General features: G+C 38.2%; 19 protein-coding genes and 1 pseudogene. 4 read left to right on the forward strand and 16 right to left on the reverse strand.

Going from position 1 to position 26,238, the window contains the following annotated elements:
• Positions 1-91: 91 nt before the first annotated feature.
• The 6 genes from ABR854_RS11030 to panC all read right to left on the reverse strand — a co-directional run bounded on the left by ABR854_RS11030 (position 92) and on the right by panC (position 4,788).
• Positions 92-922, reverse strand: a complete 831-nt coding sequence (locus ABR854_RS11030; RefSeq protein ID WP_350265454.1) for a helix-turn-helix domain-containing protein — start codon at positions 920-922, stop codon at positions 92-94.
• A gap of 41 nt (positions 923-963) precedes the next feature.
• Entirely contained in the window at positions 964-1,512 is a 549-nt protein-coding gene (locus ABR854_RS11035; protein ID WP_350265455.1) for a cupin domain-containing protein, read from the reverse strand.
• A 90-nt stretch (positions 1,513-1,602) separates the two neighbouring features.
• A complete protein-coding gene (locus ABR854_RS11040; protein ID WP_350265456.1) occupies positions 1,603-2,109 on the reverse strand; it encodes an SgcJ/EcaC family oxidoreductase in 507 nt (168 codons plus the stop codon).
• A gap of 76 nt (positions 2,110-2,185) precedes the next feature.
• Positions 2,186-3,016, reverse strand: coding sequence for a helix-turn-helix domain-containing protein (locus tag ABR854_RS11045; protein ID WP_350265457.1), 831 nt, complete (start codon positions 3,014-3,016; stop codon positions 2,186-2,188).
• Between the two features lie 37 nt (positions 3,017-3,053).
• A complete protein-coding gene (locus ABR854_RS11050) occupies positions 3,054-3,911 on the reverse strand; it encodes a LytR/AlgR family response regulator transcription factor (protein WP_350265458.1) in 858 nt (285 codons plus the stop codon).
• Positions 3,912-3,945: 34 nt separating this feature from the next.
• Positions 3,946-4,788 (reverse strand): pantoate--beta-alanine ligase, encoded by an 843-nt coding sequence (gene panC, locus ABR854_RS11055; RefSeq protein ID WP_350265459.1) that lies wholly within the window; start codon positions 4,786-4,788, stop codon positions 3,946-3,948.
• 199 nt (positions 4,789-4,987) lie between these two features.
• Here panC and ABR854_RS11060 point away from each other — a divergent pair, with 199 nt between their 5' ends.
• On the forward strand, positions 4,988-5,830 hold the full coding sequence (locus tag ABR854_RS11060; protein ID WP_350265460.1) for a UDP-2,3-diacylglucosamine diphosphatase: 843 nt from the start codon (positions 4,988-4,990) through the stop codon (positions 5,828-5,830).
• A gap of 56 nt (positions 5,831-5,886) precedes the next feature.
• Entirely contained in the window at positions 5,887-7,011 is a 1,125-nt protein-coding gene (locus ABR854_RS11065; RefSeq protein WP_350265461.1) for a glycosyltransferase family protein, read from the forward strand.
• 7 nt (positions 7,012-7,018) lie between these two features.
• On the opposite strand, the gene ABR854_RS11070 is transcribed toward ABR854_RS11065, so the two are convergent.
• From ABR854_RS11070 to ABR854_RS11110, 9 genes and pseudogenes are all read right to left on the reverse strand, one after another.
• The gene (locus tag ABR854_RS11070) at positions 7,019-8,098 is read right to left on the reverse strand and encodes an alkaline phosphatase family protein (RefSeq protein ID WP_350265462.1); all 1,080 of its coding nucleotides are present in this window, start codon (positions 8,096-8,098) and stop codon (positions 7,019-7,021) included.
• Between the two features lie 80 nt (positions 8,099-8,178).
• Positions 8,179-10,179 carry a TonB-dependent receptor gene (locus ABR854_RS11075; protein ID WP_350265463.1) on the reverse strand — a complete coding sequence of 667 codons (2,001 nt, stop codon included), beginning with the start codon at positions 10,177-10,179 and terminating at the stop codon, positions 8,179-8,181.
• A 39-nt stretch (positions 10,180-10,218) separates the two neighbouring features.
• Positions 10,219-12,663 (reverse strand): beta-propeller fold lactonase family protein, encoded by a 2,445-nt coding sequence (locus tag ABR854_RS11080; RefSeq protein WP_350265464.1) that lies wholly within the window; start codon positions 12,661-12,663, stop codon positions 10,219-10,221.
• Between the two features lie 81 nt (positions 12,664-12,744).
• Positions 12,745-15,933 (reverse strand): TonB-dependent receptor, encoded by a 3,189-nt coding sequence (locus ABR854_RS11085; RefSeq protein ID WP_350265465.1) that lies wholly within the window; start codon positions 15,931-15,933, stop codon positions 12,745-12,747.
• Positions 15,934-16,189: 256 nt separating this feature from the next.
• The gene (locus ABR854_RS11090) at positions 16,190-17,083 is read right to left on the reverse strand and encodes an NAD-dependent epimerase/dehydratase family protein (RefSeq protein ID WP_350265466.1); all 894 of its coding nucleotides are present in this window, start codon (positions 17,081-17,083) and stop codon (positions 16,190-16,192) included.
• Positions 17,084-17,116: 33 nt separating this feature from the next.
• Positions 17,117-18,460: a neutral/alkaline non-lysosomal ceramidase N-terminal domain-containing protein gene (locus ABR854_RS11095; RefSeq protein ID WP_350265467.1), complete on the reverse strand. Its 1,344-nt coding sequence runs from the start codon at positions 18,458-18,460 to the stop codon at positions 17,117-17,119.
• Between the two features lie 155 nt (positions 18,461-18,615).
• On the reverse strand, positions 18,616-19,308 hold the full coding sequence (locus ABR854_RS11100) for a hypothetical protein (protein ID WP_350265468.1): 693 nt from the start codon (positions 19,306-19,308) through the stop codon (positions 18,616-18,618).
• Between the two features lie 63 nt (positions 19,309-19,371).
• A pseudogene (locus ABR854_RS11105) lies at positions 19,372-19,632 on the reverse strand (transposase); the annotation flags it as partial.
• A 51-nt stretch (positions 19,633-19,683) separates the two neighbouring features.
• Positions 19,684-20,490, reverse strand: coding sequence for a hypothetical protein (locus ABR854_RS11110; protein WP_350265470.1), 807 nt, complete (start codon positions 20,488-20,490; stop codon positions 19,684-19,686).
• A gap of 231 nt (positions 20,491-20,721) precedes the next feature.
• Between ABR854_RS11110 and ABR854_RS11115 the strand changes: the two genes are divergently transcribed.
• Complete coding sequence (locus ABR854_RS11115; protein ID WP_350265471.1) at positions 20,722-21,903, forward strand: hypothetical protein; 1,182 nt, start codon at positions 20,722-20,724, stop codon at positions 21,901-21,903.
• A gap of 100 nt (positions 21,904-22,003) precedes the next feature.
• Entirely contained in the window at positions 22,004-22,918 is a 915-nt protein-coding gene (locus tag ABR854_RS11120) for a PfkB family carbohydrate kinase (RefSeq protein ID WP_350265472.1), read from the forward strand.
• 161 nt (positions 22,919-23,079) lie between these two features.
• Here the strand turns inward: ABR854_RS11120 and ABR854_RS11125 are convergent, their stop codons facing one another.
• Entirely contained in the window at positions 23,080-26,058 is a 2,979-nt protein-coding gene (locus tag ABR854_RS11125) for a putative LPS assembly protein LptD (protein WP_350265473.1), read from the reverse strand.
• Positions 26,059-26,238 lie beyond the last annotated feature (180 nt).

Consider the following 26,238-nt stretch of genomic DNA (forward strand, 5'->3'; position numbering starts at 1 on the left):
GGATTTTGGGTAAAATTAGTAGTAAAACAAGGCTTAAAAAGCAAAAAGGGGCAGACTACACAGCTTTGGGGTAAACAACAAAGGTACAGAATCAGACTTCGACAATTCCGAACTTACGCTCGGGTGATTGGGTATCTTGCATATAAAAACTGGCGGGGGTCATTCCCGTAAATTCTTTATAATCTCGCACCAAATGTTGATAATCGTAGTAACCACAATCGAGAGCGATGCTGAGCCAATCTTTATTCGGGAAGGCGTTTTTCATTCTAAAAACCTTATCGAATCGAATTATACGAGCAAAATATTTTGGGTTGATACCGATGCGTTCGTTGAAATTTCGTTCAAATTGTTTGGCACTCAAGCATGCTTCTTTTGCCAACCAATCAAGCGAATAATGATTGACATTCTGAAGCATGGCAATTCCAACTTTATCAATCGGGCGAATTTCGTAAGCAGATTTTCTTACTAAACCCATCAAAAACTCTTCTACAACGGGAATCATCTTCGGATAATCTTCAATATTCGTTAAGCGTTCGTTCAGAGCTTTTGCCTCATTACCTAAAACCGCCTCAGCATCAAAATACTGATTATTCAATTCAATCGTTGGAATGCCCGTCAGACGATACAATCCGCCAGGTTGAAAAACAACTTGTACCATCAAAAACTCCTTGCCTACGTGCCTGTGGCTCACTACATTTTGCTGCCCAATCAATGCCGACCGCACAGAAGGTAGCACTCGGCCATCTTCATAACTTACTTTTTCGGAGTCTCTTGGATAAAAACTCAAAGTTACTTCTGGCCGAGGCGGATAGGCTTTGGCAGGCGGCAAGGTGCTATCGGTAAATGATAAGTGCATAAACCGATACATGCGTACGTGCTGACGAAGAGCGAAACTGGGCTGTAAATCATAAAAGAATGGCATAACTCTATGATTTTTGATTGATAACCAAATTTAACTCTTTTTTACAAAGAAATAGGTGGACCAACAACTTTCATTCCATGAGCTTGATGAATTTGCTGAATCAATTCGGGCGTTGGTGGGCCTTGCAACTCATTCATTTTCTTGAAAAACTCCTCCATTTTGCCTGCTGGTTGTAAAAAATAAACCAATTTGCCTTTATCGGTCAATTGCAACCATGTGTGCGGCACTGCTCTTGGTAAAAAAATTGTATCGCCCGCTTTTAAAGTTGAGCGTTCGTCGCCTACTTGAAACAAAAACTCGCCCTCTACTACATAAAAAATCTCGTCTTGGTCGAAATGAACGTGTAATTGAGGTCCAATTTTCTGAAATCCAACGTACTCAAACACAGATAGCTGTCCGTCGGTATCTTTGCTCGAAATTTTTACATCGTTGGGATTCACACCTCGGTACTTGATAGGTTGATTAAATCGGTCTTTACCTGCTCCTACCGTAAAGCTTTTTGCGGAGCGATTTCCGTTTGTCAATTTTGCTGGATTAGCAATTACTGGAAAGGCGGCTAAAGTAGCCTGAATGAAGTTTCTGCGTTGCATCGTTTTGTTTGATTTATTAGGTTCGATAACTATTTCGATACAAAGTTTCACTATCAGCGGCATATTTTAGTGGTAAAAAATCGACATTCTTTACTCTTGCTTCGGCATTTTATTGACAGGATTACTCCGTTGGGCTTGTTCTACCACTACTACATTTTCAACGGCTGTTAAGAGCCATTTTTCAGCTTTTTTTACAAAAACCAGCAGTTTTAAATTATCGGCTTCTGGGTAAAAAGTGCCCGATGGCGAAGTATAAGCTCCCACTCGCTGCAACAGATGTACTACCATTACATCCTTCGTAACAGCCCTAAAATGTACACTTTTCTTGGTAAGCGTCACGTTTTTAAACATTCCTTCGTGAAAAATCTGATGTGCATACTGTATCTCACGGCGGTTTTTCCACCACATACCAACTACATTTACCCAGTCGCAATCTTCGGTGGCGTAGTTGGCAATATCATCGTAATTATGGTTATTCCAACTCGCAATCAACGCATTGACTTGCTTATCAACCGCCACTTCATCGGGCGTTTTAGCTTGGGCAAAAAGTGCGTTTGATAATAAAAACAGAAGACAAAAAGATACTAATTTTCTCATAATCAATCATTTATAGTTAATTCTTGATTACAAAATTAACGGATGGATAGTCGTTGGAATAGTACAAACACGACATTTAGTAGTACAACTGGTTATGGAGCGAAAAAGGAGTTGTATGAAATTCGTTTTCTATAATTGAAGGAGAAACTCCACAAAAGGCCTTAAAATCTCGAATTAAGTGCATTTGGTCGAAGTAACCACATTCGTGGGCAATGGTAGTCCATTTGATATTTGGTGTGTTTTCTTTCATTACCCAAGCCTTAGCGAAGCGAGTTTGGCGAACAAAAAACTTAGGAGAAACTCCAACCCGCTGCAAAAACTGCCGCTCCAGTTGGCGATTACTCACACAGGCTTGCGAGGCAATTTTATCGACATTTACAAGCCCACCTTCTTTGATAATCATCGGCAAAACACTGTCTATCGGCAGTCTGCTACGCAGTTTATGGAGTTTTTTTAGCAGAAAAGTCTCTACAATTTCTTTTAATCTATCAGGCGATTGCGTTTCGGCCAATTGTTCGTTGATAAACTGAATTTCTTTGTCCAAAATATATGAACTATCCAGCGATTCATCAACTGGAAACTCATTCATCGAAATCCCCAACAAACGATACAAGCCACAGGGTTGAAAACCCACCTTCACCGTGAAATTTGAATGGTGCATTTTCAGCTTGATTCTGTTCACCTGCGGCCCCACCAAAATACTGCGATTGAGTTTTACCTTTTTGTTGGTTGTCAGATATTCGCTTTCGGGAGCTTCAAACGGATAGAAATAAAGGCATTGCTCGGGAAGTGGCGGAAACGAAAACTCAGGACGAGGCAAATTTCGGTCTAATTCAAAGCGAAAAACCATGATATTATTCACAAATTCGCTTAAAGCAGGATGCGGTTTGTAAATCTTATGAAACATAGTTTTCGATGAATTTTATTAGAAATTTACGCTTTTTCTACAATTCGGCAATAATATTTTTAGAATAGGTACGAGAAACTGGCACGATTTCGTCGGTATCGTGCAAATGTAAGCGATAGCCTTGGGCATTGCCCGAAACTCGGCTCACTTTTTTGAGATTGACCAAATAAGACCGATGACATCTACGCAAAGTAGGGATCGACTCAACTTGGGCTTCGAGCCGAGTGAGGGTATTGCGTAGAAGTTTCTTCTGAATTCGATTTTGTTGGGTAAAAAATACTGTTGAGTAATTATCGTCAGACTCAATAAAGAGCAAGTTTTCGGGTGAAAGTGTTACACTATCTCGCTGATTTTCGGCAAATAACTCAATAAATTCTCTTCTGATTTCTTCTTTTCGCTCAAAACTCAAAACCGTTGAAGGTCGAGAATATTGCCGCATATTTCGCACGTAACGAAACATCACGAAGGACACCGCAGGAAAAAAACTCACCGAAACCGTAGCAAAAAGTATAAAAATGAAGGTTTCAGACGAAAAAGGTAAGTCTGAAATCAACACCGTATAAAAATAATTAAAAACCGTAATGAGCGAAATCAGACTTACAACAAAGGCTACTTCGTGCTTTATTTTCCAATTTTTTTCAGAGAAAACGTTTGGAAGTAGTCGGCCGACTCCCTCAATCATAATCAAAACCGAAAACGAGGTAATGAAGCCATAACCAGCCAAAAAAGCAAAGTAAAGCCATTGCTTCGTTGTAAGATTTTGAATTTCGAAAGGCTTAAAAACCGCCAAAAATATGAACACAAATACACCCGACCACACAACCAAAGGCACATTGTGTCGGCCAGAGGTATAGGCCATGTAAGGCTGATTCATTATCTCTTTTATTCGATTCATGGGTTGAAATTAAGAGATAATAAGCAAACTATGCTTAAAAAACAATATTATCTATTAAACGGACGCCCCCTAAGAATGCCGCAACGCAAAGAGCGGTCTTTCCATCAGCAATTTTTGCTTCGATTGGTAGCAAAGTATCAAAATCAGCAGCCTCGAAATACTCGACTTCAAACGCTGGATACTTTGCAAAATGCTCATTAATAGCCGTTTGCATTTCGATTACACTCGCACCACTTTGTAGTTTTTCTTTAGCTAAATTGAGAGCTTTATAAATCTGTGGAGCTAAAGCACGGGCTTCGGGAGAAAGGCGTGTATTGCGTGAAGACATCGCCAAACCATCGGTTTCTCGCAAAGTCGGACACGGAATTATTTCTAAATCAAAACTTAAATCCTGCACCATTCGTCTGATGACCGCCACTTGTTGTAAGTCTTTAAGTCCAAAATAAGCTTTTTGGGGTTTTACGATATTGAAGAGTTTACTCACGACAATTCCAACACCATTAAAATGCCCAGGTCGAAATTTGCCTTCCATGGCTGTCTCCAGAGTTCCGAAATCCATTTTTAATTGAGGTAAACTTGGATACATTTCTTCGGCTGATGGAGCAAAAACCACATCACAACCCTCGGGAAGTAGCATTTCACAGTCACGCTCAAGTGTACGAGGGTATTTTTTCAAATCTTCGGGATTGTTAAACTGTGTTGGATTCACGAAAATGCTACAAACCGCCAAATCATTTTCGGCTTTTGCTCGCTCAATCAATGAAATGTGGCCTGCGTGCAAAGCCCCCATCGTAGGCACAAAACCAATGGTTTTACCTGCTCTTTGTTGGGCTTTAAGGTATTGTTGAGTTTCTGAGATTGTATTGAAAATTTGCATTTTAAAGGTACGTTTATCGGTCAAAATAAGGAAGTTTTTGCTTTTTCCTGCTCAAATATACTCAGATAAAGTTAGAAGTTTAATTTTTCGCTATCTCCACGCTTTGACCGAAGTGCAACTTCGCCCCCCCCACACAACTTTACATTTTCATAACGTCTTGATAATAGGCAGTTTACATAGAATGCGGTATTTTGTTAGTATGAAAAAACACAAGCATTTTCGCACAATAGTGCTTTCCGACATACATCTTGGTACGAGCGGCTCTAAGGCTAAAGAAGTAACCGAGTTTCTGAAACAATACCGCTGCCAAAAACTCATCTTAAACGGTGATATAATTGATGGCTGGGCGTTGAAAAAATATGGTAACTGGAAGAAAAAACACACTTCGTTTTTCAGAGTTGTGCTTAAAATGATGGACAAACACGATACTAAAGTGGTGTACTTACGAGGAAATCACGATGATTTTCTTGACCAAATTCTGCCTTTAGTAGTGGGCAAACAGTTTCAGATTCGTCGAGATTATATCCTCAACTCGGGCGATAAAAGATTCTACATTACGCACGGCGATGTATTTGACAGCATTACGACAAACATGAAATGGCTCGCTCATTTGGGCGATTTAGGCTATACTTTTTTGCTTTGGCTCAATAAAAACTATAATGCTTATCGTGAATGGCGTGGTTTGCCTTATTATTCTCTTTCGCAGGTAGTGAAGCAAAAAGTAAAAATGGCGGTTAGTTATGTGAATGATTTTGAAGAAAAACTCGCCGATTTGGCCAAAGCTAAAGGTTGCGATGGTATCATTTGTGGACATATTCACCAGCCCGCTATCAGAGAAATAAATGGCATAACCTACTTAAATTCAGGCGATTGGGTAGAAACGATGTCGGCACTCGTAGAAGATTTTGATGGAAAATGGAGCTTGGTTTATTATTCAATCAGCGATGCTATTTCGACTTCACACACCGATTTAGATGACGAAGAGGAGGACGAAACAGCTATTGAAAAGTTTGTTTTGCCAAGAATTGCAGCTTCATTATAATTTAAGTTTTAGTTAAAAAATTCCCTTTAGGGCGGTCCGACGTATCGGTTAGGGGCATGAAATATCTTTTTATTATTCAAGGCGAAGGGCGTGGACACCTGACGCAGGCAATCGCCCTTAGCGAAATGTTATATAAAAGCAACCATGAGGTTGTAGGAGCATTGGTTGGCTCGGCTACTGGAAATATTCCAGCGTTTTTTGCAGAAAAATTTCAATCTTCAAGTTTTTCTTTTGCGAGTCCATGTTTGGTTTATTGTAAGAGAACCAAAGGCCTTGATATTCGTAAAACACTCACCAATAGTATTTTAAATTTAAAAACTTATGTTTCGAGTCTTCGAAAAATAAACACCATTATCAATCAACTGAACCCCGATGTTATTATAAATTTTTATGATGTTTTGGGTGGAATTCACCAGTTTCTTTTTCGCCCCAAAATCCCAATGGTTTGCATTGCTCACCAATATTTACTACTCAACCCTGACTTCAAACATCCACAAAATCATTGGTTCGATAAATTTTTGGTCAATACCAATACCAAAATCACAGCTTTGGGGGCGACAAAGAAATTAGCCCTTTCGTTTACACCTTTCAGCAATTACGAACAACAAAGCATTTACACTATTCCGCCCCTTTTACGCCCCGAAATCACCCAAATCTCACCCACAACCGAAAACTATATTTTGGTGTACATGACCCAACATTCTTTGGCCGATGAACTTATAAAATGGCACACAAAAAATCCGAAAGTAGTAATACATTGTTTTTGGGATAAGCCACAACATACGGAAGTGTATAAATACTCAAGAAATTTGCATTTTCATCGAATAAATGGACAAAAATTCTTAGAAATGATGCAAAACTGCAAAGGCTTAGTCACAACTGCAGGTTTTGAGTCAGTCTGCGAAGCCATGTATTTGGGTAAGCCAACGATGATGATTCCTGTACCAAAACACTACGAGCAAGCCTGTAATGCTCTTGATGCCAAACGTGCAGGGGCAGGTATTTCGGGTGCCAAATTCGACTTAACTGCTTTCCTTAGCTATATTCCCCAACATCAAGATATTAGTACTGATTTCCAGACTTGGCACAGCCGTAGTTCGTTTATTTTTTTGCGGGAGATAGAATCTATTTTTAAAAGAGAAGAACAGTTTCAAATTCAATTATCTGAAACTGTTCTTTGACAACCATTTATTTTGACATGGTTTTTATCTCCTGACCAATCTGTTTCCCATTTTCAAACTTATACCCTAAAAAATTTGCAGCCGTCTTAGCAATCTGATTTTGGAATAGTTGCCCTTCGGTTTTTACCTCGCCTAATGCTGGTGTATCAGGCCCGATAGCTGCCATCCAAATTTGGTAACAATCGGCTACTTTTTGCCCGTGGCTCGTCCATTGTGATTTGATTTTATCGCCTCTTCCGTGGTCTGTTAAAATCAAAAAAGTTGTTTTTCCTTTATATTCGGGCCTTGATTGGCAGTAATTCCATAAATCACCGATGAACTTATCCGCAGTATTTGCTGCAAAAAGATACTCATCATATTTGGCTTCATGAGCAAATTCGTCGGTTTCATCAAAGGATAAAAAGAAAACTTTTGGTTTGTTTTTTTGAATGTATTCTTTGGCCAAATAATAAGTAATGAAATCGTGGCGGTCGCTGGCGAGACTTGGATATGTCTTTAAGATTTCATTTAGTAATTCTTCTTTTTGGGTCAAATTTCCCTTTACCAAATCTTTGGCTGAATTGACAGGAATTCCACTACGTTTGTCATTCACAATATATGGAAAAACATCCCATGTAGTATAAGCTGCTACTTTTCCTTTGAGTTTTGGCTGATTATTCAGAAACTCCAAAACTGTCATATTTTTGTTGTACTTTTTATCATTTGAATTAATGCTGTCATCGGCATATCCGCTCAAAATTTCGTTATATCCTGGATACGAAAACCAGTAAGGATTTAGTACATTTACTTTATTTCCTTCCCAACGATTACCATAGAGTTGGCCTTCTTTGGCGATAGTATTCCACATAAAAGGCATCAGTTTCTGACGGCTTTCTTCGGGTGTTTTAGCTACAAAATTATTCTTGATTCGATCTCGATTTCTGACGAATTTATCATCCTTTAAAAGCACCGAGTCAACTCCGCGAAACATTTCTTGCCAACGAAAACCATCGGTAGTAATGATGAAAACGTTCTCGGTTTTGTTTTGAGCAAAACTTATATTTAGTCCTAAACAGACAAATGCTATTAATTTAAAATATGTTTTCATGTTTAATTTTTCTTTTTAGTTTTAAAGGTAAATTTTCCTGTTTTATCAAATAGCCAAAGTTAAAAACTTGGAGTAATTTATTATATTTCAACATTTAAAGTTAACCATAAACTTCTGCCTGCTCCATTGATTCCTGAGCCATGGGTGCGGTAATCTTTATTTGTGAGATTTTGAGCAGAAAGATTGATATTCAGCCATTTATACTCATATCCTGCATGAATATTGAAAATCTGCCAAGCTGCTGTTCCGCTTTTGCCAATGCGATTGTCGTCCTTATCACCTTGTGCGAGGCGGTCTTGCTTAGATGCAAAAAGCAATTCGGGGCGAACAAAGAAATTAGTCTTACGATATTCCAAACCAAAACGACCGTTGAGTGGTGGAATACGTCGCATCGGTTCGTTTTTCGTAATATTTTGTCCGTAGGTGTATGAAAACCCACCGTAAGTTTTCAATTCTTTGCTTATCAAACCCTCAAACTCAGCTTCGATACCTTTGATGTTAGCTTTTTCGATGTTTTCCTTCTGATAAACATTATAGCCGTTAATAACTTGATTGGGTACTTTTACACGAGCAATTAAATCTTGTAAATCGCTGTAATAGAGGGCGGTAGCAGCCGAAAAACGATTAGTTCGGAATTTATATCCTATCTCATAGTTGTTTGATTTTTCTGGCTTTAAATTATTGGTTGGTAATTCGTATCTAAAATCTACGATGCCAAGTGTGCCTAAATCATCGACATTGGGCGTGCGAAACCCAGCATTATAAGAAGCATAAATATTTGATTTTGAACCAATTAGATAAGCAACCGAAACATTTGGCACAAGAGCTTGCGGCGTTAGATTTGTTTTGCCGATTGTTTCGTCGGGAACAATAATCGAAAAGCCATTGTAGCGAAGTCCAGCCGAAAACTGCCAATGATTTTGGACAAATTGATGCAAAGTATAGAGCGAATAGTTCAAGAAAGTTGAATTGTCGGGGTATAAACCACGCAAAAATTTAGGGGCTTCAGAAGATGCGGGTGAAGCTGGGGCATCAATTTTTGAGCTGCGTACCAAATCATGGTAAATTTCAATACCTGAATTGGCCGTCCATTTCTCAGAAAATGCCGAAAAAACATTGGTTGTTAATCCTTTTGTATAAACTTTGTCAGTTTCACTAATCAACCTCGTTGAACCATTCTTTTGGCTATTTCTGCCTTCATAAGTCATTTGCAGTGAACCAATTATCGAAAATTCATTAAAGATTTTTGAATCATTTTTCTGGTTAAATTTCAAATAAGAAAGATTGCGTCTTTGGGGCTGAAATTCATTAATAGCGAAATTTTCTAAAACTACTTTATGATAAACTGGTACATCTTTGGCTTCAAAATATTGATGAGCCAGCGTCATGATTCCTTTGCCGAGTTTTAGTTTGGCTTTTAGGTTTCCCATTTGCTCGTCATAACCCGAAGGCGACTGGCGACCCGTAATTTTTCCACCCACCAAATCCCCAAAGTTTCGATAGCCGAAACTTGCCGAAATTGCCAATTTTTCGCCACCATAATTTACTTCGCCACGAGTGGTTTGTTCCATTCTGTGCGTAGCAACTCTTCCGAGCAAATTTGTTTTCCATTTACTACCAAATTCGGGTTCTGCCGTAAAAACCTGAATCGTTCCACCCAAGGCATCAGAGCCGTATTGCACCGAACCAGCACCTTTTAGCACCTCAATTTTTTCAATTGAAAAAGGGTCAATTGTATTGAAATACTGATTTGGGCCGTAACGGAATGTGCTGTTACTGAGGCGAATACCATCCACTAAAAGTAAAGTTTGATTGCCTGTAAGTCCACGTACGAAAGGTGAACCACCACCATGATTTGTTTTCTGCACAAAAACCCCATTTACGCCCATCAAGGCTTCGGGAGCTGTGCGTGGAGCATAAGTTTTGAGGTATTTTTTATTCAAAACCTTGATGCTATTCGGTGTCTGAAATTCTTGATATGCCGAACGATTAGCTGTAATGACGACTTCGTTTAGGAGTTCGGTCTTGCTCGAATCAATTGATGGATTCAGTAAAAAACTGTATAAAAAGAGTAGTTTCATAGTTTTGTAATTATGAATTCTTAGTGTTAAAAATTAATCTCAATCATCATCGCCGTCTTCTTCTTTCAGCACCAAAAAAGCACTTCTTTTTGGAGCTGGCATTGGGCTGTTTAAGCCTTTGATTGATTGCCATACGATTTGACTAAATTCTAAATCATTGATTAAATCGGGCTTTGACAAATCAAATTCAGCAGATTTGATGGAGTTTCTATTGACTGCCACATTTCGCTCATCTAAATTAATGTTATTTTTTATAGCCGTAAATGGCTTATTATCAGGCTTTTTGCTGAAACAACGCCACATTGGAGTGGCAGCAGCATCGTATTGGCTCATTGGTGGGATTCCCAGAATCAATTCCATAGTTCGTAGCATACTTGAAGTTGAATACATGGTGTGGTCAACATAGCCACGTTTGACAAATCCGCCTGCAACATAAGCCGTTGAGCGGTGTGCATCTACGTGGTCAGAGCCGTTTTGGGCATCATCTTCCAAAATAAAAATCACTGATTGTTCCCAAATGCCCGATTTTGAAAGATGCTCAACCAATTTTCCGACTGCTAAATCATTATCTGCAACCATTGCTTCTGTCGTAGGCATTCCAACTCTTGCTCCTGCGGTGTGGTCGTTTCCGAGACGGATAATGTTTAATTTCGGTACGTTATTTTTTGTCAATAAGGAGTCAAAATCAACTTTCCATGCCTCAAATCGAGTAACATCTTTGATAGAAAGATTATAAGATGGAAATTTCAAACTACAATTTTCTTTCAGATTTGGTAGTTTCATTCGTTGCTCGGCAAATTCACCGTAAGACCTAAAACTTACACCTGCACGGTGAGCAAAATCCCAAATAAAACCATTTTTTGGGTGTGCAATTTCTCGACTTCCTTCGTAGTCATAAGTACCACCACGACCGCCGTAGCTTGTTACCCAAGTTTTTTCAACATAGTCGTTGGCGTAAGCCGCCGTTGACCAGTTATGTCCATCAGCACTTACTTCGGCATCTACATAAAAATTGTCGAGCAACACGAAATCTTTCACCAAAGCGTGCTGATTAGGTGTAATTCGTTCGGGAAACAGACATAATGTTGTGTCGCCATTTCCTTCTTTTACATCACCCAAAACTTGGTCGTAAGTACGGTTTTCTTTGATTACATAAAAAACATATTTGATAGGAGATTTTTGACCCAATTTTGTTGGAATCGGATTGCCTTTTTCGCCTTCGCTTTCTATTTCTTTGGTCTTGGTGTAGGGCGTATTTTCGTAAACAATTTTTGAGTAATCGGCCAATGTTTTTTCATCGGGAAAATCAAAAATTGACAGTGTTCCTTTAAACAAACCGCCAATATACTGCGTGCCTCGAACCGCCTCTGGGTTTGCTCCTTTGAATTGCGGACTCTTAGAACTCACAGGATTTGGGCCTTTGGGATTGGCCGAAGAAGAAAGTCCTTTGCCGTTGGTTACATAGATTTTATTGCCAATGGTTTTGACCGAAGTTGGATACCAACCTGTAGGAATAAAACCCAACGAACGGCTTTTTCCTCTTTCTTCTACTTCAAAAACGGCTAAACAATTATTATCGGCATTGGCAATGAATAGTTTTTCATCGTCGTCACTTAAAGCAACACCATTTGGGGTCGAACCAACTGGCGAGTCGGGATAAAGCGAGCAAGAAAGTGTTTCAATGCGTTGTTTTTGCTTCGTATCAATCACCGAAACTGTGTTATCATTTCCGTGCGAAACGTATAAATACTGGCCATCTTTGGTCAGCACCATGTCATTTGGGTTTTTATCAACAACTATTTCATCAATGATTTTTGCAGCTTCAATATCATAAATCAAGATTTTTGCACCACCCCAAAGCGAGATATAAAGTAAATTTTTATTGGGCGAAAGAATACAAGTATAAGCCTCGGCTGCAAGTGGTATTTTTTTCAAGATACTTCTGGTTGCAATATCAAGTTGATATAAAGTATTGTTGTCTTTTGCTACTACAAAAATGTGTTTTTCGGTTGCACAAAGTCCTGCTGGTGAAACTTTTACAGGCCACGGCTTATCTAAAACAATCTCTCCATCTTTTTGAAGTTGATTGTTTTCGATTTTATAAATATTGATTTTGTTATCGTTTCCTGCCGATGCGTAGATGTATTTTTCGTCAGGACTAAAAGCTAAACCCAACCATGATTTTTCAATGGTTTCATCGTCCAAAATTGTTTCGGTTGCGGCATCAATAAGTGTGATACTTTGTGTGCTTTGTCCGTTGTTTGTAACGGCCAGATATTTTTTTGAAGGAGAAACTACTAAATTTAGTGGTAAATCTTGCAATTTTAGGCTTTTTCCAATCGGAGTTAATGCCCAACCGTTGGTAAGTTTTACTCTTTTCAGATCCAGTTTTTCGACGGTCGAAGAATTGTTGGCGTTTGGTTTTTGACTCTTGCAGCCTATCATAAGGCTCAAAACCAGCACAATTATGGCGAAGTTTTTCATGTTGTTAGTTTGTTTAAAAAAGTGATAGAGCCTGACCAAAAATGGCCAGACTCTGAGTTGAATTTTAGGGTATATGTAAGCTTAAAAAGAATATCGTAATCCTAACTGTATTCTCCAAGGTGTACCGCCTGCCGTTGAAAGTTTACGACCAGCCCCCGATTCTACATTATAGTTGTAGTTTTTGGTATTTTGGTCGAAAGTAGTCATTGTAAGCAAGTTGATATTACCATGGTTGTATGAAACTCCTTTGGTTTTATCCAATAAATTCATAAAATTAAAACAATCTGCCGAAAACCCTAACTTATGATTTTTATAAAGTGTTATATCTTTCGTAAGACGCAAATCTAATGTATAGTAGAAAGGATTTACACCACCATTTCTTTCGGCAACTTTACCGATACTTTTCGTGATATAATCTTTTACACTTTGTGTTACATCAGGGTTTTCTAAAAGTCCTTTGATGCCATTTCTTACGGTTTCAGGGACAGAAGGATTATTTGGGTCGAACACAAAAGCTAAATCGTTTGTCAATACAAAATCGCCGTTGATACTTTTGTTTCCACCCACCAAAAACGAGTAGCGTGTTCCACCAACACCATTAAAAACTGCACCGAGTTGGAAGCCTTTTACGGTAGGTGTAGCCGCACTTACCACTAATTTATCGGAGAATTGAAAATCTGAGTAAGCCACTGTTCTATCTCTTGGGTCGTCAACGATGGCACGGAAAGTTGAAGTATTAGCTACGCAACAGTCAAACGAAGTATTATCTTTTGTGTCGTTGCGGGTGTAACTTACCGTAAAATAACCATCCGTTCCGAGTCTCATACTTGCATCAAAAACTATCGCCATTTGGTCTAATTGTCCAGATGATTCTAATTCTAAAACTCTACCAACATCATTGGCTTTTCGGCCTTTTGTCCAATCGGTCGAGCCATTGGCAGGAATAGTGTTTGCTGGTACATACACCCCACGGTTTCCTTCGTTGCTTAGTGTGAAATATGGTTGGTCAACAATATTTCTATCATAATACACATAATTATTGATGGTTTTTGACCATAATAAATTCACACCCGCTCTAAATCTTGAATTGAAGAAACGGTTATATGATAAATTTAACTTAAAAATACTCGGTACTTGAAAGTCATCAGAAACGGCATTAATCGTGGAAATATAACTTTCACCTGGCTTGATTCCTGGCGTAGTGGTTGGGTCGTTGCGATACGAAACAAAGTCAGCTTTCGGAACTGCTGCCCCCGAAACATCAATTGAACCTACGATTGTACCACTATTTTGAATATTATTCAACTGTAAGTAAGAAACTGGCTGTGCCGAGAAGATTCCTCCGCCAAACTTAATCAAGTCTTTTTGGCGACCTTGCACGTCCCAAGTTAATTGGATTCTTGGTTGGATATTATTAAAATCAGCCAACGAATTGGTTGTTTTTATGCCCAATTTGTTTTCGGTGGTTGCGTTGGCATCGCCTTGTTTGAAGAAAATTGTGGCGTCATAACGTAAACCAGCCATTGCTGAAACGTTTTTAAATGGCTGAAAATCAACCTGTCCGAACAACGAGAAGTCGAGTAAAGATTGCTGCACCGCAGGATTTACCAAAGGCACTTCACGGGCATAACGACTTGGTTTGTTATCAATAAAATCTTGTAAACTTGCATAGAAGAATCGGCCATTCATTTCATTTACAATCTTAGAATCTAAGAAAGTAAGCATATTATCCGTTCCGAATTTAAAATTCAAAGCACCTTTTCTCCAATAAGTTGTATTGGCCAAATGAAGTGTTTTATCGTTGGCGTATTCTGTACCAAATCTTTGACCTCCAAACTGCACTGTGCGAGTTTGAGAAGCATTCGGATTTGTTGCCGTAGGAATAACCGAACGAACCGTGATGATAGCACGAGGAATATTAGCCTCTGGCAAATCTGGACTCACGATGTAGTTACGTTTAACGGTCTGATATTGGAATTTTAATTCGTTCGTAATATCAGGAGCAAGAGCCGAACGTAAAGAAACCAATGCACTATTTTCACGAGATTTGAAGCCAATCCATGATTCGAGCAAGTTGATATTTGAATTATCTGATGTCGAATTAGGTGAGTTCCAAGTCGTAAGGTTATTACGGAAAGTTAATTTGTTCTTATCATTTAATTGCCAATCCAAACGCATAAATAAAGCATTTGCTTCAGTTTCTCTCGAAAAATCACCGTATTGTGGTGTATTTTTCATGCCGTATTTTTCACGGGCAACTTCAATAACTTTTTCAAGATTGGCTTTCGTGATACCGAAGTTTTGTTCTTGAGTTGCATCAAAAACTGGAGCAATTTGAAAAGGAATTGTTTCATTTTGGCGGTCGAGAGCCACAAAGTAGTGTAATTTATCTTTAATGATAGGTCCACCTAACGAAAAACCATATTGTTTTTGGTTGATATTGGTTGTTCTTGGTGTTCCGTTGGCATTGAATTTACTATTCATCGGGAATAATTCTTTGCCAAAAAGCCTTGCTTTACTTGCTCTTTGGTAGAAAAATGCCGAACCTTCCATTGTATTCGTACCATTTTTGGTGACCGCATTGACCGCACCACCGCCTTGGCGGCCTTGGGTTACATCATAATTATTGGTCGAAACTTGGTATTCACGGATAGCTTCTTGTGAAATTGTATAAGGACCATTGCCAACAGCTCCGTTGGTGTACATATTTCGGGCATTTGCACCATCCATCGTTACGTTGGTTGATGAAGTACGTTGGCCGCTAAAACTACCATTTCGACCTTGTAGGGGAGAAAGTGCTGTTAAAGCAGTAAAGTTTCGGCCTTCCATCGGGAGTTGTTTCATTTGCAAAGCCGAAACTGCAATTGCTGCTCCAGCTCTTTCGGTTTCTTTATTAACAAATGAATTTGCCGACACTACAACTTCCGATAAAGTTGTACTTGAAGTCATTAGTTTTGCGTCAATTTTCAATTTATCTCCTTGATTGAGAGCATAATCTGAAAATTTTTGGGTCTGATAACCCACAAACGAAACCGTAATAGTGTAAGGTTTACCAAGCGGAAGTTGTTGCAGTTGAAATTCACCATTGATGTTGGTGAGTGTACCAGTTTGAAAACCAGTCGATTCGTTACGAACACGAACCGAAGCTCCTGGAATTCCTTCACCTTTTTCGTCTTTGACCACACCCGCAATCGTGGCGTCAGTTCCTTGCGAAAAAGCATTGAAGCAAAATAAGAGTCCAATTAGAAATGATGATAAAGTTTTTTTCATGGGTTGTGAATCCTGTTTGTTGAGCTGCAAAACTACTCATCCCATGTAAAGCCTATGTTAGCTAATGATTGTTAAAGCATTAACAATTAGAAGTTTGATAAAATGAGTAAATAAAAAATTTACTCATTTTAATTATGCAAAAAACTTTAATATGAATGTTCTTTTCTAATTTCGAAAATTGCGGTTAAAAGTATTTGGGCTAAATAATACTTTTACCGAGAGAAATTGTTATTTGAGAATTAGCGGAATTATGCGTTTAGCCTAATTGTACATATTTTCGCCAATTATGTTGCTCTTTAAAACCCAACATTTCACGGATTTTACGATTAGAAAATAATGCTTCATGTTCGCCCAGTTCACGACTGATTGGCACATTCGGGAAGAATCTCTCGGCCAGTTCTTTACTTGGAATAATCGCACCGTTATGGTCATTGCCCGCATTGAAAACCTGATAGCCAAGTCCATCTTTTTGCAGACATAAATCTACGATTTGTCCTAAATCACGAGCATCAATATAACAAAAAGCATTTCGACGACGGACTTCTGGATTTTTGAAATAATGTGGAAAAAGCTCAGCATATTCGTGCGGTTCAATCACATTTCCGATACGGAGGGCATAAATATCAAAACCTGAGCGTAGTTGGAAGCTCCTTGCCGTTTTTTCATTCACAACTTTCGATAAACCGTAGCTATCCATTGGGTCAACGTCATAATCTTCTTCGAGTGGCAAAACTTTTGGGTCAGTTACACCATCTGCAAAACAAATACCGTAGGTAGTTTCCGACGAGGCAATGATGATTTTTTTGATGCACAATTTCACCGCCGCTTCAATTACATTATATGTGCCAACGGTATTTACTCGAAAAGTTTCGTTATCGGGTTTGATTAAAATTCGAGGGACGGCAGCAAAATGCACAACTGCATCAAATTTTGGTATCCCATTGCCAGCTTCGAGTTCGTGCAAGCCTGTGTATGAACTCATGGCATTAAACATTTGTCCAGAGTCAGTAATATCAGCTATTAGGTTATCTACTCCTGAGTATTTTAGGGGTGTTAGGTCAACGTTTAGCACCTGATGGCCTTGTTCGAGTAAGTAGGGAATCACGTGTTTGCCTGCCTTGCCAGAGCCACCTGTAAATAATATTCGCATTGTTTTTTATTGGTAATTATATCGTAAAACTATTTATTTTTGAAGTTGTTTGCTTTCATACATCATATCCAAAATACCATTCACAATGGCACTTTCGGCAAATCCAGGTTTTAATCTTGAAGATACCACTTCAAATGTGTAAGTTCCAAATGCAGCATCATGAGGGATATAACCAGATTTTGCATATCCATTTGTAAGCGTTAGCATCATTGTATGTGCAAATGGTGACTCTTTTTTCAAACGAGTTGAGATGGGGTTGAATACTTCACCACCAACTGAAGAAAAGGCAATATCATTAATACTAATTAATCCAAGTTTGATATCAATCGAGTCGGCATCCTCATAAGTTCCAGCATACCCAGCTCTGCCTTCATCTAAGCGTTTACGGCCTGGGCAAGTTACTATTTTTTGATTGGCATAAATTTTTATATTGCTTTCTTTTCTTTCAATTCCTCTCATTACGTGCATCACCTCTTCACCCAAAAACTGCCCCATTGATACAATCATTTGTTTTTGCTGTTGCATTAATTTTGCTACTTGTGGGTCGTTTCTATTCAAGCCTTGACCACCTGGAGGCATTTTATTGCTAATATCTATGCCTCTTGAAGCATATTCTTTTATTCTTATTTCACGCAAATCATAGGTCTGCTGAAAGTAGATTGGGTTTTGGTCGCCACAAGCACCTGTTGACCAGACTGCTACAATTTTATCGTCAAAAGTATCTTCAATATATTTAGACGTTGTGCCTGGGGCGTCACCACTTACCATGTCCAACATCCCAACCGTAACGGCGTGCATGGCATAGTTATAATGCACGGCTATTGGTTTACCATCAAGGGTTTCAAACGTAACCACCGCAACTGTTTTATCAGATGGCCCGTCATAATTTGGTCCTTCCCACCATCTTCTTGTTTTGGGGTCGATAATATTTCTATTCACGTTTATGTAAGAAACGCCTTCGCCGTAGCCAATTTTGGCAGGTTGTAATTTATCTTTTGCTTGTTTTACAGAGTTTACAACTTTAGCTTCAAATGCCTCCCCACCTATCCTGAAAGGTACGCTATGAGTATGTGTGGCAGTAAGCATGATATTTGTAGTCGGAATACCTGTTTGAGTCGCTATTTTTTCGAGTAAACTCTTAGCCATTTCATTAGGAATTGCCCCAACATCGAGTGTTACTAATGCTACCGTTTTGTTTTCATTAGCAATTACGATTGCTCGGGAATGTATCCTGTCATAAATACCAAGAAAGCCACTTGGCAATTCACTGAGCTCAGGCGTAATGTCAATCTTTGCGGCCCCAACTTTTAAGTTGTTTTGGGCATAACTTATGTATGAAAATGTAAGAAAAAACAATAATAATATTTTCGTTTTCATATTGAGATATGTTTATTTTGGTTGAATAAATGTATTGTTTATCATGTAGAGTTCATTGTCTGAACAACTGAAAGTAAAGCTTTAACAAATCCTTTTCTTATAGTTAGGTTAAATGTTATGTTCTAACAACGATGCACAAAGTTATTTATTGATAATCAACAAATGAGCAACAATCGCTCAGTTTTTTCCTTTGGAGCACGGTGTACGCATGGTGGTATTTTACTGTCAGGATAATCGATTGCCAACCGCCAGATGTGTCCAATGCCTAAACTGATAGGTAGTGCATTTGGTTTAGGTTGGTAATGTAGGTCAAAGAAATTTTCAGTTAGAAAGTCTTCAAAACCTTCATCGTCTTCACTATGCAGTTTTTTGAGTTCATCACGTATTTCGGGAATCGTTATTTTTTGTATGGCCTCCGAATTTAGCAATATATCACTCGGAGCACCGTAGTAAGTACATAAAAAAGTATCGGTTGGTATAGGCGAACGGTCCACATGAAAAGAGTAAACATCAGTTGGGAAAAACGGGAATTCATCGTCTCGGTCGTAGCACTTAATCACATTAAGAACTGGAGCTGCACCGTGTGCCGTCAGTAACTGCAAGTCATTTAATAGAATTTCACGAGCAAGATTTCCCTCTTCGCTCAATGAAAGTTCACGAAGTTGCCCTTCATCTATTACCGTTATATTTTCGTTTACGTCTATTTTACTAACAATCTCAGCGAAATTACCATATAGATTACGAATCCAGCCGATGGCATTTATTTCTCTACTAAATGGCGTAGAAACAAGGTCTTGAAAATTTGTGACATGTTGAATTTGATGTTTGGCTTGAGAAGAATCTATCATAGTGGCTAATGTACGAATAAAATGAATGAGCTGAATGTGTCTGGCTTTAAAAATGTACACAAGTTAATCCAGCCATTCAAACAGATATTTTTCGTCATATTTAATTTCAAATTTTTGAAGAAAATCAAGGTATTCTTCTTTAAAGGTCTTTTTCTTGTGGTGTTCTTCCTGTTTAAGTATATATTGGTAAACGCTGTCAAGTTGTGAATGAGCATACGAAAAAGCTCCATATCCTTCTTGCCAAGAAAACTTACCTTTCACAAATTTTTGTTCGTTGATGAATTTTGAAGAATTATTTTTGATGTCACGAACCAAGTCCTTAACCCCGAAGGGGGGGAATATCAACACTTCGTTTTTGGCTATCCCATTTTTTAGTTAAAGTATATACTCTTCTTCAATTATCATTTCTATTTGTGGTCCACGTTGAGGATAAAGATCCCAACCACTTACATGTCCATAATTTGCATTATGAGTTAAAATAACTTTTTCAATTTTATTTTCAAAACTTAAAATATCAATGTACTTTTTCTTTGTCAGATTGAATCCCTGCCTACCATTGGTAAAAAATAGCATAAGGTTTGTTTTGTCTTTAAAATCTTTATCGTAATAATATAGAATATCAAGATTTTCTTCTGTTGCAACTTTCTTTAAGTCCTTAATAAAATCATTCTTTCTTACCAACTGTAAAGTACAGTCTAATCTTAATTTTGAATTTTCTGCATTATATTTTTTCAACCCAGAACCAACAACCTGTAAGAAACCTTTGTTGGGATAAATATTTTTGTTGGTAAAATCTATATTGTATAGTTGGGTAAATTTTGACTTAGTAAAAACTTGTTCTTTTGTTTGCCAAACCCTGTGATTTTTGAGCAGCTTTTCAACTTCTTGAATCAATAAAAAGTCATAATCAAATAGTTGGTATCCACCAGTTCCTATTTTTAATTTATTCTCCTCTTGATAAATAAAAAGAAAACTATCTGAATGTTTATCAATTAATTTTTGTAAGTCCTCAATAATTTTTTTTGGATTCTCAGCCTCAAAAAATGCAATAAGTTCTGCTGGATTGTCGGCATGTCCACCATAGCCTTTTTTAAATTTAAAAAAGTCAAACTTGTATAGGTCTGTCGGAAAGTTAAAGTACCAATATGTTCCTAATATCATTACTGTGAGGTCTTTTTTCAATGTTAGCTAATTTCTAAAGTAAACGAAAGTTTGGAAGCACTTTCGTATTCATTTGAATTTAAATCCTGCTAAATAATACTATTTATATCGCAATTTCCAAATTCCCAACCCACAAACCAAACAATCAAAACGATATTTATCTTTCGGTAATACCTTAGTGTAACTTAGTCCCTTAGTGGTAAAAAAACACTCAAAAGCCTTATCTTTGCACTCATAAAATAGTAATTGAGTATGCAAATCATAGAAGTAGGAGAGAGCAGAAAGCTACAAAAAGAATTTTTAGAGTTTCCCTCACGCCTTTATAAGGGCAATAAATATTGGATTCGTCCGCTCGATAACGACATAGAAAAAATCTTTGACCGTACCAAAAATCCCCTTTTTGATGGTGGAGATTGTGTGCGTTGGTTGGCACTTGATGATTTGGGCAAGACCATCGCACGAGTGGCAGCATTCGTAAATCCAAATACTGCCAACCAAAACGACCAACCAACTGGCGGCATGGGTTTTTTTGAATGTGTTGATAATCAAGAAGTTGCGTTTGCGATGTTTGATAAATGCAAAGCATGGCTACAAGAGCGAGGCATGGAAGCAATGGATGGCCCTGTTAATTTTGGCGAGCGTGACAATTGGTGGGGACTGCACATCGACCCACACGATGCCGAACCAACTTGGGGGATGTTTTATCACCAAAAATACTACCGAACTTTTTTCGAAAATTACGGTTTTCAAGATTATTTCCAGCAATATACATTCCTGTTGCCCATCCCCGAGGTTGAAGCACGTAAGGTTGTTCGCCCTGCACTTTTCGAAATTGCCAATCGGATCTATAATACTCCAGGTTATGATTTTAGGCACGTAAGCAAGAAAGAATTACCCAAGTTTGCTGAAGATTTCCGAATTATTTATAACAAAGCTTGGGCAAAAAATATGTCAACTGGCGAAATGACACCTGAGCGTGCAGCGGCCATCATGCAAACCATGAAACCAATTTTGGAAGAAGAATTAATGTGGTTTGGCTATCATAACGACCAACCGATTGCGTTTTTTATCATGATTCCCGAATTGAACCAAATCATTAAGCATATCAATGGTAAACTGAATCTGATTGGGAAAATCAAGTGGTTGTATCATACTTTGATGAAAACTAATAAAAAAGCACGTGGAGTAATTTTTGGTGTAATTCCAGAATACCAAGGGCGTGGTATAGAATCGGCCATTGCTTTGTCGTTTTCGAGGGCTTGTTGGGTGCCAAATTACCAGTATGAAACCCTCGAACTCAATTGGATTGCCGATTTTAACCCCAAAATGCTCAAAGTAACCCAAATGCTTGGTGCAAAAAAATACAAAACTTATATTACCTACCGATATTTGTTTGATAGAAATAAAGAATTTAAGCGTTGTGAGCCGATTTAAAAAGCTATTTTACGAAGTGAAAAATAAATAAAAAATCGTTAACTTTGCAATAATATAGACATTTTCACTAAAAAAATCCTTTTACAAAGGTAAATTATCTATGTCATTACTTACAGTAGGTTCGGTAGCGTTTGATAAATTGGAAACGCCATTCGGAAAAACAGATAAAATCATTGGCGGAGCAGCCACTTTCATTACGCTTACTGCTTCATACTTCGTAAAAGAAAATAACCTCGTTGCGGTTGTTGGCGAAGATTTTCCACAAGAAATGATTGACACTTTGGTGAGTCATGGCGTAAACGTGGACGGTCTTGAAATCAGAAAAGGCGAGAAATCGTTCTTTTGGCATGGCCGCTACCACAACGATATGAATAGCCGTGATACGGTAGAAGTTCAGTTGAATGTAATGGAAAACTTCGACCCGAAGATTCCAGAATCGTACCAAGATTGTGATTTCTTGATGCTCGGAAACACCGCTCCCGCTATTCAACACTTAGTTTTGAAGCGTTTGAACAAACGTCCGAAGTTTGTATTGCTCGATACAATGAACCTTTGGATTGATATTGCTCTCGATGATTTGAAGGCATTATTGAAAGATGTTGACTGTGTAACTATCAACGATGAAGAAGCTCGTATGCTTTCGGGCGATTACTCGTTGCGTCGTGCAGCTAAAACTATCATGGCAATGGGCCCAAAAACGCTTATCATCAAGAAAGGCGAACACGGTGCATTATTATTCCAAAACGATGATATTTTCTTCTGCCCTGCATTGCCATTAGAAGAAGTTTTCGACCCAACGGGAGCGGGTGATACTTTTGCCGGTGGATTTATCTCTCATTTAGCAAAAACCGATGATTTGAGTTTTGAAAACATGAAGCGTGCAATCGTTTATGGTTCGGCAATGGCATCTTTCTGTGTTGAAAGATTTGGTTCGGAACGTATCCAAAACCTTACACAAGATGAAATCGCAGCTCGTGTAGAAGAATTCAGAAAACTGGCTACGTTTGTGTTGTAGAAAATTGTCTGAACTATGATTTAGTTGATTGATTTGATTATTATGATTGATTTTGTTTTAGTGTGATGTATTAATAATCAATATGTTACACGAAAATTGGTCTCCATATAATCGTATTCAAGTTCATCATATAAATCAACTAAATCATAGTTCAGATAACCTTAAAATCCTCCACTACCAACAAATTGTCTTCTACGGCTTACTTTTAGTTCTTGCAATAAAGCACTTCGCACATTGAGCGTAAACGAATAACTACTACGGACAGAATAACCCGAAATCGGAGTCCAGTTGAAGGCCATATCCCAACAGTGAAGTTCACGATGAATCGTGATATTAGTCAAAGTTGGTGCTTTAAGTTGCATATCATAACCAGTATTGAAACCTAATTTCCATTTTGGCGTAAGGCTCAAATCTCCTTGAACAGTGATAGCTTGCGTGATTTGTGGGTCGGCCAAACCTTGCTTTGAATAATTTAAGTTATAGCTCAAACTCAGCGACCACGGAATCGTAAAGTCAACGTAAAGTTCGGGATTTGCTGCCACAAATTTCTTCATTGCATCCATTTGTGGGTTATTACTTTGAGTATTCGTCTTTGGTTTTGCTTTATCTGGGTTGAAAGTTGCAGGCGAAAGCCGAGTTGAAATAGCAATATTGGCTGAACGGAGCGTAGCCAAACCCGCAATTCCTTTCACTTGTTGAATTTTATAAAAACGTCTGATACGCCCCGCAGGATTCAAGGCTCTTAATTCGGCTGTACTTTCTGCTTGATAAAAATACGGGTCAAGGCTTGCACCCATATTAAGGTTTATCAGATTCTTAAATAAATTGGTGTTTGCACTTAGGTTGATGTTTGAGAGATTCATCGAGTCGCCGATAGCCAATAAGTTATAAGCAGTGCTTAAACTCAAGTTATCGAGCAATGAGATTTTCTCAAATGCCTTTGCTGCCGTATCAGATTTTGAGCGAACTTTTGCCTCTAATTGGTTGGTTAAACTAAAACTAACATTCCCCGAGGCACCAGCCGAAGAGCCCAAAGTTGGATATTTAGATAGTAGTCGTCGTAGGGTATCATAAGTTGTTACCCCATTAACAGTATTTTTATCAATTCGTACAACTTTATAATCAAAAAGTCGCTTCGTAAAGTCAGGAGCATAACTCAAGCTCAATGAAGGTGCTAATGTATGACGAATTGCCTGCAAACGTCCCTTGCCTTTAAACTGATAAGTTCCATAAACACGGGTGTTCATTCCACCCGAAACCGATGTTTGGTAGGTAGGAAAGAAACCTTTTACGGTATCTATTTTTACTGCATTTTCGCTCGCAATGTATTCATAGCTAAGACTTTGAGTCGAAATGTCACCCCTGAGCGATATACTTGGCGTAAAGTTGATGTATCGTGCAATCTTGAAATTTGGCAAAGAAATCGGAATCGAATAGGTGCTTGTGAATTTGCCATCTTTCAAAACCTCATTAATTGCATCTAAACTATTCAATTTCCTTACATTACTAAGGCGTTCTTGTAAGGCTTTTTGAGCAGCTCGTTCTTCGATAGTCAAGGTCAGTGGATTAGCATCACGAAGCCTGATTTCTTCATTCGTCAAAGGTTTTGCTTCGATAGATGAATAAGTACCATCGGCGTTTTCACGCACAATTTTATAATCAGAATAATTTGTGATACTATTTACTCGTACGTTCGTTGCTTGGTAGCCTCCACTTACGTTTAAGCCAACCCTAAACGACTCGAACCAACGCCCGATTTGCTTTTTTTCTGGTACAAAAGGGTTAAATTGGTTCAAACCAATACTATAATTAGCAGAAGCATCAACTTGTCCAGTCGTGAAGTTCTGGGAGATATTAATACCCGAACTCGTTACCAATTTCTGAGCGAAAGTACGTCCAAACTGCACTGAAGAGTTTGATGTACTACTTAAATAGTTACTCACATCAACCGTATTTACGTTGTTTCGGTTGAAGCCATTACTACGTAAATTGACCGATGAAGAAAAACTACGGTCGGGACGTTTATTGGCAGGAGAGTGTGACCAACTGAGATTAAAATCCTTAGTTTTATAGTTATTCAAATCGTCGCTTGCTACAACTTCTGGCGTATTATTGTTGTAATTATATTGAAAATTTAGGCTTCCCGAATATTTATATCGTTTAGAGTAATTTGATTGAATACCAAGTCCGAAACTCCCTTTTGTATAAATTTGACCAATGAGTTTTACACCGATTTTTTCGTTGACAGCAAAATAATAACCAAAATCTTTGAAGTAAAAACCTCTATTATTTGGGTCTTCGCCATACGTACCCATGATGATTCCCGAAGTACCAGCTTCTTTATTTTTAGGTACAGGAAAGAATCCAAAAGGCAATCCAATGGGCAGTGGAATGCCACTTAATACAAAATTGAACGGCCCTGAAATAATCTGTTTTTTATTGACAAGTTTGATTTTTCGGGCAGAAATATGAAAATGGGGTTCTTTCAGATTACAAGTTGTATATTTAGCATCGACCAAATACATGTCATCGTTAGCATCTTTTTTTACACGCTCACCCGTCACAAATCCCTCGCCTTGTTGGGTTACAATATTTTTAATAATTGCTTTTTTTGACTTGAAATTATAGCGAATCGTATCTGTATTATAATTATCGCCACCTTGCGAAAAAATAGGTTTCCCTTTTGTTCGATTCGCTTTTGTGGTATCGGGCGAGCCATGGGCAAAAATTTCGCTTTTTCCCCAATCAATTTTAATGTAATCGGCTTTTAGTTCAATATCTCCGTAGGTTACAACCGCTTTACCATAAAGATTAATTACTTCTCCCGAAACATCCATTACTGTCGAATCTTCGGCTACATATTTGACAGTTGTTTGAAGACCCGTGTCTTTACTGCGAAGTGAGTCAGGGATTGAAACACGAGTAGTATCTTTTTTCTCTTCAAAAAGTTTATTTCCGAATGGGCGAGGTGTACTCGTTGGACGTGTGGTTGTAGGGCGAGAAGTATTTCCTCCTCCGAGGTTTTGTAATCGACCACTGCCAGGAAACTGTGCAAAAGTATTGAATGTCAATAAAAATAACAGACCGAAAGCGATTTGAAAACCTAACTTCGGCAATGTATTCAACCTTGCAAATGTCAAATTCGTAAATGTTTTAAGTCCCTTTTTATGGTGGGAGGTATATTTTCTAAGTTGTTCCAAAAAACGTATCTTTGTAAAAATGTCCTATTATCATAACCTACGAGAGAAAGCCGTGCCGAGTATTTATCTAAATCTTCAATTTTTTGGCTTTTTCTGCAAAAACTATTCTATTAACGCTTA

The sequence above is a fragment of the Emticicia sp. W12TSBA100-4 genome (assembly GCF_040253585.1).
In the GTDB taxonomy this organism is placed as follows: domain Bacteria; phylum Bacteroidota; class Bacteroidia; order Cytophagales; family Spirosomataceae; genus Emticicia.